The following is a 12,576-nucleotide window of genomic DNA, read 5'->3' on the forward strand; positions in this document are numbered from 1 at the left end:
GCCCGTACGGGGTGTGCTCAAGATTCGGATTTTTCGCACGCCAAGCGATGTCGCTTGCCGGCCGATACTGTTGAAAAACTCTTCTATCGCGGGCTCCGCCTGGTTTTCAGGGGTCCTCTTACCCGTAACCGATGCTCATGAGTGGCGTATAGGTCGATCTGAACGGTCGATTTTTAGCTAAGCGGTCCCATCACGGCGAGAAGCGAGTTTTTCAACAGAATCGGCCACGAAGCAGTCAGTCCAAGGAGCGTTCGGCAAAATTCCGGATGTCCAAGCCCCAATACCGAGCGGCCGCTCGGACCTATGTCGAAGTGCCGACTTCGTGGCTTCTGCGCCAGCGCGCATAGGACGCCATCATCCGGCAGCACCGTGCGGCATCATTTCTATTCGCGTGGCAAAGCTACCGATCGGCGATGGCAGGTGCGAACAAATGTCCGGGCTGAATGCTCCGGCCGCCGGACAGCGAAATTAATGTGGCTCAATTTCATGAGCCAAATAGATTGTGCTGGATCTGCCCCAGGTGTTCTGTCAGAACCTTGGCAGCCGCCTCTGCGTCACGGTCTCGTAACGCCTCAACAATCGCGCGATGCTGAGCCTGATACTCTTCGCGACGACCTGGTGTCAACGAGAGGCGCTTGAGCCGCCCCCATTCGCCTTGCTCGCGGACACGATTCATCAGCTCAAGAATCTGCATGAAGAATGAGTTGTGCGTCGCAATACTGAACGCACGGTGCAGTTCGCCGTCCCAGTGTTCGAACTCTTCGACCGTTTCCGCCGCCTCCGAGCGCTCAATGCACTCCGCCATCTTCGCAAAGTCTGCGCTGGTGGCATTCCGCGCGATCAATTTCGGCATCAAGGGCTCGATAAGCAGACGAGCCTCCATGAGTTCAGCTGGGCTGGTTTGATGCACCGAGACGCCTTGTTCATCAGCTTGCGCTTGCGTCCGGACCGATTTTGGAAGTGCAAGGGCGGCTCCTGCCTTGACGTAGGTTCCGCTACCCACGGACTGAGTGATCAGCCCGCGATCCTTTAGATCTTGAAGGACGCGCCTCACTGCACCGCGGGAGGCGCCGAATTGCTCACTGAGGTGCCGCTCTGCGGGCAATTTCATGCCATCGCCCATACGACCGGTCGCAATCTCCTCGACCAGGTAAGCAGCTAATGCCCTTGCACCCGCTGCTCGTACAGAGCTGGTTGCTTCTACCTCGCTCATTACCTTCCTCCGGGATTTCGTGGTTGCCATTCTAGCTCATGTAGTACCAATTGGACAGGATTTTGGTTAACCCGTACTTGCGCGTGATCCACTTTGGTTCTACAGTGTGAGCACTTTCAACCAATTGGACTCGCGAACAGGAGTGATCTCATGAAGCTGGCTAACCTTAATGTGGCGGGAAAGAAGACAATTTCGATTGTGGATATCGTTCATTCTCGATTCTGGCCGGTCCAATCGTTGGTCCCCCAATTTGACGGCGATATGGTCCAATTGATCCAACAATTTGAAGAAGTCAAACCGCATCTGAAGCCAACGGGGAACGGTTTGTCGCTCGCGGAGGCCACCATCTTGGCCCCGATCGATCAGCCGCGTCGCAACATCTTCTGTGTCGGCAAGAACTATCACGAGCATGCGGCCGAGTTCCAGAACTCGGGATTCGACAGCAGCGCAAAGAACGGCGAGCACGCGCCGGAGGCGCCGGTCATTTTCACCAAGCCGGCGTCGACGGTGATCGGGCCGTCGGCAAAGATCCCACGACATGTCGGCGTGACCGCTCAGCTCGACTACGAGGCCGAGCTGGGTGTCGTGATCGGCAAGGGCGGCCGGGGTATCAAGAAGGCGGACGCAATGAATCACGTCTTCGGCTACACCGTGATCAACGACTTCACCGCTCGGGATCTTCAGAAGCTTCACCGCCAGTGGTTCCTCGGAAAGTCGCTCGACGGCTTCTGTCCGATGGGGCCGTTCGTGATCACGTCGGACGAAGTCAACGGCCAGAACATCGACATCAAGTGTTGGGTGAACGGCGAATTGCGTCAGAACTCCAACACGTCCAAGCTCATCTTTGATATCCCGACGCTGATCGAAACCCTGTCGGCCGGCATCGAACTTCAGCCGGGTGATGTGATTGCGACCGGTACCCCGGCCGGCGTCGGTATCGGCTTCAATCCACCCAAATTCCTGCAGAAGGGTGATGTGATCCGAATCGAGATCCAGAACGTCGGTGTACTCGAGAATGAGGTGGGCGAATGACGACGACCCTCATCAGAGATATTGCCGTCGAGATAACCGGGGAAGGTCAGCCCGTCGTGTGCATCCACGGACTCGGTGGCTCCTCGAACAACTGGACCCCGGTTCTGGAAGCCTTTGGGGGCATGCGTGTCGTCCGACTCGACTTGCCCGGTAGCGCGCGTTCAGCGCTAGCCAACGAGCCGTTGTCCATCGAACTGTACGTGTCCCGGGTGGCCGATGTGCTGAGCGAACTCGGTATCGAGCAGGCCCACATCGTTGCACACTCGATGGGCACCATCGTGGCTCAGCATCTCGCAGTCCAACATCCTCATCTCGTCCGCAGCCTCGCGCTCTTTGGGCCGTTGCTGGCGCCACCAGACCAAGGCCGGCCCGCGATACGGGCGCGCGCAGCGCTGTGCCGCGATCGAGGCATTGCCGGCCTCCAAGAGATCGCGGATGCGATCGTCAAAGGCGCTACCAGCGTCGAGACCAAGTCCGTGCGGCCGGTGACGGTCGCGCTTGTTCGCGAAAGCGTCATGCGTCAGTCCCCGGAGGGGTATGCACAAAGTTGCTTGGCCCTGTCCGAAGCGAGCGAGGCAGCAATTGATCAAATCTCGGTCCCGACGCTGCTCGTGACGGGGGACGAAGATGCGGTTGGTCAGCCCGCGCTGGTCAAAAATATGAGCGAGCGAATTGACGGGAGTACGTTGACGGTTCTTCGCGGCTGCGGCCATTGGACCACGTTCGAGAAGCCCGCCGAGTGCATCGCCGAACTCAAGGCGTTCTACGACAACGACAAGTAATTCGCTGAGGCTTTGGAGGAGACATGAGCAAGATCGTATTTACGAACGTCAACATTTTCGACGGGAGCGGAGCAGATCCCTATAAAGGCGAAGTCCTCATCGAAAATGATCGAATCAAGTCTGTGTCGAAAGGCGGCGACGTCATGCGCCCCGCAGACGCGCAGATCGTCGATGGTCGAGGCAAGTTCGTCATGCCCGGCATGACGGAAGCACACACCCACTTCTCGTGGAACGACCAGCCGACGCTTGCGGCTATCCAGTTCATGCCGCCGGAGGAGCATATTCTCTGGTGTGTACGGGTCGCAAAGCGCTATCTGGACATGGGCTTTACGTCGGCGCTCGGAGCCGCGGCGGCCAAGCCGCGCCTCGACGTCGTGTTGCGCAACGCTATCAACGCGGGCGAATTTCCCGGCCCGCGTTATCTCGCGGGCAGTCAGGAAATCACGACGTTGGGCGGCTTGGGCGACAACACGCTTCCGCACCTCCCGTATCGTGAGCTCAACTTCGGGGAGGTTGTCAGCGGTCCGGAAGAGGTCCGCCGCGCGACTCGCATGTTTGTGAAGTACGGCGTTGATCACCTGAAAATCAACCTTTCCGGCGAGTATATCGCCGGCATTCCGGCCGAAGCATCGCCGTTCTCGGAAGAAGAAATCGCGATGTTGAGCGCCGAAGCGAAACGTGCCGGCAAACGTGTAGCAGCCCATGCCCGTTCGAGCGAGTCAGTGAAGCAGTGTGTCCGACACGGCTTTGAACTGGTCTTTCACGCAAGCTTCGCGGACGAGGAAGCCCTGGACATGCTGGAAGCGAACAAGGACAGGCATATCGTCGCCCCGGGGATCGGCTGGCTCGTAAGTACGCTTTACCACGCGGAGCAGTGGGGTATCACCGAAGCGATCGCAACGAAGATGGGCTATGCACGTGAACTGGAGATAGCTTCCGAGACGCTCACCAAAATGCACAAGCGTGGAATTCGCATCGCGCCGGGAGGCGATTACGGGTTCGCGTGGATGCCGCATGGCACCAACTCCCGCGACCTCGAACATTTCGTCAAGTACATCGGCATGACGCCGAAAGAGGCCTTGCTAGCCGCGACCCGCCTGGGAAGCGACGTCATGATGCACTCCGAAATCGGGCAAATCCGCGACGGATACGTGGCCGACATCGTGTTCGTCGACGGAAATCCACTGGACGATCTGAAGATTCTGCAAGATCCGGCCAAGATCGTCGCGGTGCTGCAAGCAGGCGAGTTTCGTAAGGGCGGGTCCGGGCTTCAGCATCAGCTCGAGCAACTGTAATCAAGACTGGAAGCACGATGCAGCACGAGCGCGTCAGGCACGCTCGTGCTCGCGCACGGTTCTCAGAAGCTGACTAATCAAGCGGCGGAATCCCGCATGTAGGTAAGACAAAGATCTCACCGTGGGACGTGATACAGCGCGGCGCGTTTAATACATTAGTTATACTAATAAATTAAGGAGACGATATGGACAAGAATTTTGGATCATGGATGAGGGTGCTCATCACGATGCTGGTTGGCTTCCTCAGTACGTCCGCGATGGCCCAGAATTTCGCCGTCAACAACTTCAACTTCCTGTACACGAATCGTTCTAGCCCGGATCCTATCTATGGCTATGGAACAGGCAACGGGAACCTGCAGACGTATCAATTTGAACACTTCAGCGGCAATCAGTTTGGCGATATCTATTTCGACGCCGAGCTTTACCATGGCAACAACGTTGGCGCTCCGTTCAGTAACGCGAACTTCCAGAACCTTCTGGTGTTTAACCCGCGACTTAGCTTCGGAAAAACGCTCGGGAAAGACTTGTCCGTCGGTCCGATTTCCGACGTATCGCTCATCGCCCGATGGGAGCGGGGAAGCTATCCCGATACGGACCATTTCGAGTCTCAGAACTACGGCTTGTCGCTCAATTTCAAGGTCCCGGGTTTCGCATGGTTTGAGTCAGGTATGCTTTACCGAAACACGAACTTCGATAAGCATACGTGGCTGTGGCGATCGGTGCTGCTCTCGAACCCTATCGAAGTAGGTGGTCAGAAATTCCACTTCAACCTTCTGTCGCTCATCAATGGTTCTAACCATAACGGGACCGAGGTATTCGAGCGAGCGGAGCTTCTGTGGGAGATCTTCGGCAAGCCGCAGTACCAACTCGGTGCTCGCTTCGAGTTCATGCATTACAACAACAATCCCGTCGGCGGTGGGACCTACAACAAGTACATGCCGGAAATAATGTTTAAGTATACGCTTTGATTTAACTAGTTGACCGGCGAACATGCCGGCCGATGAGGTGATCAACGCTATTCCACCGAGGTGGGTCGAATTCTGGCTTTCACAGTTGATCCACCCTATCAATGACGCTGTACACGTACTCGGCATCCAATATCATTCCACCCCATGTCCATGACGAGGCGTTGAATTTCCAGCGCGAATGTCGGCTACGCATTTTGGAACGGTATTTAGAGCGTCGTCAAATTGATTGTCTCCTTCGGGGCACTCAGAGTCATTTGAGACATCCGCGCTGGACGCTTGGCGTACGAAAAAAAATCCGGGTCCTGAGGGCACCCCAAGACGCACGCGCGAGATTGAAAATCCGACGAGCATCAAGATGTATCGCTATCGCTAACCTATATTATCGATAGGGTCACATTTTTAGATGAAACTGCCATTTCGCAAAACGCGTCACACCTGAGCGGCACGCCGTTGTCATCCCACCGCCTATAATTTTTGGATGCCGAATAATCTGTCACCACCATCGTTTCCCGAAGCCGCGTCCCTGTCCGCAGTGCGTGCGTGGTATGCGGGCGTTGGCTCGCGTGAGGCGATTGAGCGTTATTGTCCGCACGCGCTTGGAGGGGGTCAGTCGGCGCGCGGTGTGATCGGCCGGATGCGCCGGCAGATCGCCGATTTCGCCCTCAGCCGTCATCGCGCCGATTTGGCCCGGCCGTTCCTGTGTGCGGCCGGCGAACGGAGCCGTCACCGCAAGGCGGCGATCCAGGCGCTGGACACACTGCCGTCGCTGCCGGTCCCGCACCCGCAGGTGAGCGATCCAGTCGATGCCTGGCTGTCGCCTCGTGTTGTCGCAGTGCTGCACCGGCACGGCATCCGGACGCTGGCCGATCTGACCGTGCGCATTCCCCGTCGCCGGCAGTGGTGGCTTGTGATTCCCGGACTCGGTGAACGAAGCGCGCGCTGGATCGAAGGCTTCTTTGCCGCTCATCCGGCGCTCACTGAGCGGGCTCGCGCACTGGTCGCGGTGGCGACGCCAGAACCCGTGGTGCCGTGGGAACGCATCCACGTACCTCATGAAGTCGATGGGCCGCGCGGCACTTTCCGCGCGCCGAAGCGAATGTGCGCGCTCGAGGCCGATAATGACTATCAGGCGATCAACGCGTGGCTCGAACGATACGAAGCTGCTGAAACACGACGCGCCTATCGCCGGGAAGCCGAACGCCTGATGCTCTGGGCTATCGTCGAGCGCGGCAAGGCGTTGTCCTCACTCACGAGCGAGGATGCGACCGCCTATCGCGCCTTCCTACGCCATCCAACGCCGCGTGCCCGCTGGGTCGCGCCGGCGCGGCCGCGACCTTCGCCCGAGTGGCGTCCGTTCACGGGCGCGCTGTCGCCGGATTCGATCGCCTACACCCTGTCGGTGCTCAGTGCGATGTTCCGCTGGCTGATCGAGCAGCGCTACGTACTGGCGAATTCGTTCGCGGGTCTCAGGGTGCGCGGGGCGCAGCGCAACGGGGAACTCGACATCTCGAGGGCCTTTACGGCCGGCGAGTGGGAACTGGTCCGAACCATCGCCGACGGGCTCGAACGGTCGCACGGCTGGACGGTACCGGCCGCACAGCGTCTGCGCTTCGTGCTCGACTTTGGTTACGCGACCGGCCTGCGCGCGAGCGAGCTGGTCGGCGTCACGCTCGGCGGCATCGAAACCGGCGCGCGCGGCGAGCGTTGGCTGCATCTCACCGGCAAGGGCGCGAAGGCCGGCAAGGTGGTGTTGCCGCCGCTGGCAACGCACGCGCTGGACCAATATCTCGTTCAGCGTGGACTACCGGTAACCTCAGCCCGCTGGCAGCCGGACACGCCGCTGCTCGGCCATCTCGATGCGCCCGGCGGCATCACCACGCCGCGCCTAAGGGAGGTGTTGCGCCGGTTCTTCCATGCCGCCGCCGACGCCATCGAGGCGGACCACCCGGCGCTCGCCGGCAAGCTGCGGCGCGCGACCCCGCACTGGATGCGCCATACGCACGCGACACACGCACTTGCCAACGGCGCGACGCTTACCACCGTGCGCGATAACCTGCGTCACGCGTCAATCACGACCACCTCGATCTACCTGGACGACGACGAAGTCCAGCGGACCCAGCAGATCGAGCGGATTTTTGCGCGACGGCCGCCGGCATGAGCACCGTCCACGAGACCATCTATCCGGTGCTGCCTGCCGAGCCGGGCGCGGCGGAGCTGAAAGCTGCGTTCACGCCGAGCACCGCGGAAATCCGATTCGTACGCCGGCAATCCCGTCAAGAAGCGACCGCCGTCTTGATCATGGTGCAACTGAAGTTGCTGCAGCGTCTCGGGTACTTTCCAATGCTCGCGGATGTGCCGTCCGTCATTATCGATCACATCCGGATCGCGATGCGGGTCCGCACCTTGTCCCGGGCAACGATTGCGCGGTACGACGTGTCCGGCAGCCGCATCCGTCACCAGAAACTGCTGCGCGTCTGGCTCGACATCCGAGCGTTTGATGCGGGTGAGACGGCGTGGCTGACTGAACTCGCGTCAGCGGAGGCCCGGACAAAGATCGAACTGCCCGACATCATCAATGTGCTGATCGAGGACCTGGTCCGCCGCCGGTACGAGCTGCCGCCGCTGGCGACGCTGCAGCGCATCGCCACGCAGGCGCGCAACGATCTGAACGCGGCGATCTATGAAGCCATCACCGGCGCACTCGATGCAACCCTCATCGAACGGATCGAGGCGCTGCTCGTCGTCAAGGCCGGCAAGTCTGGTTGGGACGATCTGAAACAGGAGCCGAAGCGACCCGCCGCGCGGGCGATCGCCAGCTTCCTCAAACATATCAACGGGATCAGGAAACTGGCGGAAGGCTTGCCGGCGCCGCCCGCGATCGTCTCTGTCAGCAAGCGGGCCCAACTGGTCACCGAAGCGCGGGCGCTCGACGTCGCGGAACTGCGTTCGCTCAAGGCCGCGAAGCGTCATGCGCTCGCAGTGCTGTTCATCCAGGCGCAGTTGCAGAAGGCGCTCGATGACGTCGCCGAGATCTTCATCAAGGTGGTGCGCAAGCTCGAGTCCTACGCCAAGGTCCGGCTGCAGAAATACCAGCTTGAACACGCCGATGTGCTGGAGGGGCTGGTCGGGCAGTTCCGGGATGTCCTGCAGATTCTCCAGGACGAGGGCGTATCGGAGCGCAACCGGTTGCCGAAAATCCGCGAGGCGCTCGGCGACCCGGCCGAAGCGCTCGCGCAATGCAACGAGCACATCGCTTATGCCGGGCAGTTCGATCTGCCGTTCATGCTCGTGCCGTACCGCACCCAGCGCTCGCTGCTGTTCCAGTGCCTGGACGTGCTGCCGCTGCAATCGAGCTCGCAGGACCGCGCGGTGCTGGTCGCGCTCGCGTGGCTGCAAGGTTTCCGCAACGCGCACCGCGAATACCTGCTGCTGACCGACAACGACCTCGCGAACCTGCCGCTGGACTGGTTGCCGGAGAAGTGGGAGCGCGCGGTGTTCCCGCACAGACGGGACAGCCGGATGCTGCACCGCCGGTTCTTCGAGCTGGGTGTCTTCAGCCAGATCATGCGGGAACTCCATTCCGGCGACCTCTATGTGGAGGGCAGTGACCGCTTCGACGATTATCGGGTGCATCAGGTCACCGACGAGGAATTTCGGCGTGAACTGCCGCGCTACTGCGAGATCGTGGGCTTGCCCGCGGACGGCAAGAGCGTAGCGAAGGATCTGCGAGACAGGCTGAACGCGGCGCTCGACGAGGCCGATGCGAACTTCCCGGCAAACGACAGCATCGAGTTCGTCAATGAGGAACTCGTCATTCACAAGCCGGGCAAGGAGCCCGAACCGCCGAACCGGTCGCTGATCGATCAGGCCATCACGGCGTCGATGCCGCAGGTCAGCATCCTGGATCTCCTCACCGAAACCGAGCAGTGGTTCGACCTGCATAAACTGTTCGGCCCGCTGTCCGGGTTCGACGCGAAGGTCGACGATCCGCGCAAGCGTTTCATCACGACGCTGTTCTGCTACGGCTGCAACCTCGGTCCCAGTCAAACCGCACGCTCGGTGAAGGGACTCAGCCGCAAGCAGGTCGCCTGGCTGAATCTGAAGCACGTCACCGAGGAGCGGCTCGACAAGGCGATCGTGAAGGTGATCAACGCGTACAACCAGTTCGCGTTGCCGAAATACTGGGGCAGCGGCAAGCGCGCGTCGGCGGACGGCACCAAGTGGAGCCTGTACGAGCAGAACCTGCTGTCCGAATACCACGTTCGTTATGGCGGATACGGCGGGATCGGCTACTACCACGTGTCCGACATGTACATCGCGCTGTTCAGCCACTTCATCCCGTGCGGCGTTCATGAAGCCGTCTACATCCTCGACGGCCTGATCCAGAACGGTGCAGACATCAAGCCGGATACGATCCACGGCGATACGCAGGCGCAGAGCGGTCCCGTGTTCGGCCTGTCTTACGTGACGGGCATCAACCTGATGCCGCGCATGCGCAACATCAAGGATCTGGTCTTGTACAAGGCCGACCGGCGTCGCAAGTACGCGCACATCGACAGCCTGTGCCGCCGGGCGATTGACTGGGATCTGATCGAGCGGCACTATCCCGACATGATGCGCGTCGCGGTGTCGATCAAGGCGGGCAAGATGACGCCGTCGACGATCCTGCGCCGGCTAGGCTCGGAAAGCACGAAGAACAAGCTCTATTTCGCGTTCCGGGAGCTGGGGCGCGTGATCCGTACGCTGTTCTTGCTGAAGTATCTGAATGACCCCGACCTGCGTCGTACGATTCACGCGGCCACCAACAAGAGCGAGCAGTTCAACGATTTCGCGCAGTGGCTGATGTTCGGCGGCGAAGGCATTATCGCGGAAAACGTCCGGCACGAGCAGCGCAAGGTCATCAAGTACAACCACCTCGTCGCGAACATGGTGATCCTGTACAACGTGCAGTGGATGTCGCGCAAACTGAAAGAGCTGCAGCAGAAGGGGCATCCGGTCGACGCCGAGGTGCTCAAAGTGCTGTCACCGTATCGGCGGGAACATATCAATCGACTTGGGGACTATCTGCTGGATCTGCAACGCCCCGTTCCACCACTCGATCCGACCATCGATTTCGCTTTCAAATCAGCAGCTTAATTCGAGATGTGGCGGATTATTTGCTTTTCCCGGCCAACCCTCTGAAGGCGTCCAACCGGGGTGCGCCGCGCGGGCGCGGCGTCGCAACCGGCCGCATCGCGTGCCGGGAATCGTCCATAAGATCAAGGCCTTACGGTCGGGCTTCGAAGTCTATGATGCGAGTTGACAAATTTAATCCGGACATATGCGAATTGACGACTTTATTTTGGTAAGACCGTCAATAAAGTCGTCAATTCAGGGTCCGGATGCCTAGATCGGCGGGATTCTGGAGTGACAGATTTATTTCGCTCTACGAAGAATGGAAAGGCCGAACAGGACGCCTGCACGGCCTTGGCCAGGGTCACGCCAAAGCCCGGCACGAAGGTGGCCGCGCGCCCGTGGGCCTGGGCCGCGCTGCCCTTGAAGATCATCGGCTTCTCGGTCATCCAGCGGGTCGCCACGACGCCGATGCCGGTCTTCACGTCAGCGAAGGTGCGCTCCTGGAATACCTCGGTGGCGAGCGCTTCCAGCGCGGCCGTGCGATCCCTCGCCCGGCGTTGCGCCATGACCGTCGGCACATGCCGCTGGTAGAGCGCGTGAATCACCTCGACCTCGTAGCCCAGGGCGAGCAGGCTGGCGATAATGGAGCCGGTGCTGGTGCCGAAGATCAGGTCGAAGCACTGGCACAGCGGCCGCCCCGCCATCGCCTCGATCTCGCGCAGCACGCCCAGCGTGTAAAACCCCTTGGCGCCGCCACCGTCCAGCGAAAGAATCCTGCATGGCCTCCTGACCGCAGCCGCCGGCACGTCGCGTCCTGCGCTTGTCTCGCTCATGTAACGCCCCCCGTCTCCGCGCCAGTGTAGCAGCAACAATACGGTGCGCCGGCCGCTCGCCTTAATTTGCTGGTTGTGAAGCGTCTAGAGCTTGTTTCTCGATGCGGGAGGTCTAGCCATCGGCACTTTGCCGCCGATGGCGTTACGAGCTCGATGCCAGTTGTAGTGGTGCTGCCAACTGGCCCAGGCTTCGTTGCGATGGGCCGAGCTTTGGTATGTCGATGCGCAGCCCCACTCACGTGAAGCTGACCGGATGAAGCGTTCAAGGCACTGTCATCACGACTCGCGTTTATCATCAAGTCGGGCACGTGCCGCGGCGATCGATTGGTGCAGCTTCGCCTGCAGCGTCTCGCGCGGCGGTAGCACCGTGAGGTACTCAGCGACGTGAATGCCGCTTTTGCCAAGCTCAAGCAATTCGATCTGTTCTTGCTTCTTTCCCGCACATAGGATGATGCCGATCGGCGGCGCTTCATCCGGCTCCTGCTCGTGCTTGGCGAGCCAGCGCAAGTACAGCTCCATCTGACTCTTGTACTCGGCCTTGAAGGAACCGAGCTTCAGTTCGATCGCGACGAGGCGTTTGAGCTTGCGGTTGTAGAACAACAGGTCGAGATAAAAGTCGTCGTCGTCGATCAACAACCGCTTCTGGCGCGCAACGAATGTAAAGCCGGCGCCGAGTTCCAGGAGAAACTGTTCCATCTCGCGCAGGATCGCATCCTCGAGATCGCGCTCGAGATAGTGATCGTTGAGGCCAAGAAAATCGAGGATGTACGGATCTTTCAGCACGAGATCGGGCGTCATCTGCTGCGCGTCACGCAGGTGCGCCACTTCGCGCCGGATCACTTCGTCGGGCTGGCGCGATAGCGCGCTGCGCTCGAACAACATCGACTGCATCCGCTCCTGCAACTGCCGCGACGACCAGCGCTCTAGGCGACAGAGTTCAATGTAGAAGTCGCGCTTGAGCGGGTCTTCGACGTACATCAACATCTTCAGATGGGTCCAGCTCAATTCTCTCCGCAGTGCGGAGAGAATTGACTCGTCCGGAAACACCTCGGCCGCGCGGACGCAATGGCGCAATTGCTGCTCGCTCCAACCCCGGCCGTATTCGGCTCTCAGTTGCCGGGCGAGCGCGGGGACGATCTGCTGTCCATAGCCCGCGCGCTCACCGCCCAGCACGTCATCCCGGATGCGGCAACCAACTTGCCAATAAAGTAGGGTCAGTTCAGCATTGACGGCCGCCGCCGCTCGGGCGCGCGCCGAATCAATCATGCGGCGGATGTCGGTCAATAGGGATGCGGGGACGAGTTCGATCATCTTGTCAGGAATGGAGGCTCGGCGGGG

Annotated in this window: 9 protein-coding genes and 1 pseudogene; 6 read left to right on the forward strand and 4 right to left on the reverse strand. The window is 60.2% G+C overall.

The genetic code is table 11. The features are described from left to right. Positions 1–484: 484 nt before the first annotated feature. Positions 485–1,243 (reverse strand): FadR/GntR family transcriptional regulator, encoded by a 759-nt coding sequence (locus H3O04_RS16720; RefSeq protein WP_011545442.1) that lies wholly within the window; start codon positions 1,241–1,243, stop codon positions 485–487. Positions 1,244–1,363: 120 nt separating this feature from the next. Here H3O04_RS16720 and H3O04_RS16725 point away from each other — a divergent pair, with 120 nt between their 5' ends. The 6 genes from H3O04_RS16725 (at position 1,364) to H3O04_RS16750 (ending at position 10,426) form a co-directional block, all read left to right on the forward strand. Beyond that, positions 1,364–2,245 carry a fumarylacetoacetate hydrolase family protein gene (locus H3O04_RS16725; protein ID WP_124522645.1) on the forward strand — a complete coding sequence of 294 codons (882 nt, stop codon included), beginning with the start codon at positions 1,364–1,366 and terminating at the stop codon, positions 2,243–2,245. Continuing rightward, positions 2,242–3,027 (forward strand): alpha/beta fold hydrolase, encoded by a 786-nt coding sequence (locus H3O04_RS16730; RefSeq protein ID WP_011545440.1) that lies wholly within the window; start codon positions 2,242–2,244, stop codon positions 3,025–3,027. The genes H3O04_RS16725 and H3O04_RS16730 overlap by 4 nt, the downstream gene beginning before the upstream one ends. A 23-nt stretch (positions 3,028–3,050) precedes the next feature. Beyond that, complete coding sequence (locus tag H3O04_RS16735; protein WP_124522643.1) at positions 3,051–4,322, forward strand: metal-dependent hydrolase family protein; 1,272 nt, start codon at positions 3,051–3,053, stop codon at positions 4,320–4,322. Positions 4,323–4,507: 185 nt separating this feature from the next. Then, positions 4,508–5,290 (forward strand): hypothetical protein, encoded by a 783-nt coding sequence (locus H3O04_RS16740; RefSeq protein ID WP_011545438.1) that lies wholly within the window; start codon positions 4,508–4,510, stop codon positions 5,288–5,290. Positions 5,291–5,768: 478 nt separating this feature from the next. Further along, positions 5,769–7,448 (forward strand): site-specific integrase, encoded by a 1,680-nt coding sequence (locus H3O04_RS16745; protein ID WP_202588081.1) that lies wholly within the window; start codon positions 5,769–5,771, stop codon positions 7,446–7,448. Further along, positions 7,445–10,426 (forward strand): Tn3 family transposase, encoded by a 2,982-nt coding sequence (locus H3O04_RS16750; protein ID WP_124522639.1) that lies wholly within the window; start codon positions 7,445–7,447, stop codon positions 10,424–10,426. The genes H3O04_RS16745 and H3O04_RS16750 overlap by 4 nt, the downstream gene beginning before the upstream one ends. Positions 10,427–10,626: 200 nt before the next feature. Here H3O04_RS16750 and H3O04_RS16755 read toward each other — a convergent pair whose 3' ends face one another. The 3 genes and pseudogenes from H3O04_RS16755 to H3O04_RS16765 all read right to left on the reverse strand — a co-directional run bounded on the left by H3O04_RS16755 (position 10,627) and on the right by H3O04_RS16765 (position 12,549). Then, complete coding sequence (locus H3O04_RS16755) at positions 10,627–11,238, reverse strand: patatin-like phospholipase family protein (RefSeq protein WP_237666318.1); 612 nt, start codon at positions 11,236–11,238, stop codon at positions 10,627–10,629. Positions 11,239–11,322: 84 nt separating this feature from the next. Next, positions 11,323–11,502, reverse strand: a pseudogene (locus H3O04_RS16760) (integrase core domain-containing protein); the annotation flags it as partial. Between the two features lie 12 nt (positions 11,503–11,514). Beyond that, complete coding sequence (locus tag H3O04_RS16765; protein WP_124522637.1) at positions 11,515–12,549, reverse strand: PDDEXK nuclease domain-containing protein; 1,035 nt, start codon at positions 12,547–12,549, stop codon at positions 11,515–11,517. Between the last annotated feature and the right edge of the window lie 27 nt (positions 12,550–12,576).

It is taken from the genome of Burkholderia sp. KCJ3K979 (genome assembly GCF_016759955.1).
Classification (GTDB): Bacteria; Pseudomonadota; Gammaproteobacteria; order Burkholderiales; family Burkholderiaceae; genus Burkholderia; species Burkholderia orbicola.

Bases quoted from the DNA above. Each gene is read 5' to 3' on its own strand.
- H3O04_RS16755 (WP_237666318.1), bottom strand. From the start codon at position 11,238: ATGAGCGAGACAAGCGCAGGACGCGACGTGCCGGCGGCTGCGGTCAGG.
- H3O04_RS16745 (WP_202588081.1), top strand. From the start codon at position 5,769: ATGCCGAATAATCTGTCACCACCATCGTTTCCCGAAGCCGCGTCCCTG.
- H3O04_RS16730 (WP_011545440.1), top strand. From the start codon at position 2,242: ATGACGACGACCCTCATCAGAGATATTGCCGTCGAGATAACCGGGGAA.
- H3O04_RS16740 (WP_011545438.1), top strand. From the start codon at position 4,508: ATGGACAAGAATTTTGGATCATGGATGAGGGTGCTCATCACGATGCTG.
- H3O04_RS16735 (WP_124522643.1), top strand. From the start codon at position 3,051: ATGAGCAAGATCGTATTTACGAACGTCAACATTTTCGACGGGAGCGGA.
- H3O04_RS16725 (WP_124522645.1), top strand. From the start codon at position 1,364: ATGAAGCTGGCTAACCTTAATGTGGCGGGAAAGAAGACAATTTCGATT.
- H3O04_RS16750 (WP_124522639.1), top strand. From the start codon at position 7,445: ATGAGCACCGTCCACGAGACCATCTATCCGGTGCTGCCTGCCGAGCCG.
- H3O04_RS16720 (WP_011545442.1), bottom strand. From the start codon at position 1,243: ATGGCAACCACGAAATCCCGGAGGAAGGTAATGAGCGAGGTAGAAGCA.
- H3O04_RS16765 (WP_124522637.1), bottom strand. From the start codon at position 12,549: ATGATCGAACTCGTCCCCGCATCCCTATTGACCGACATCCGCCGCATG.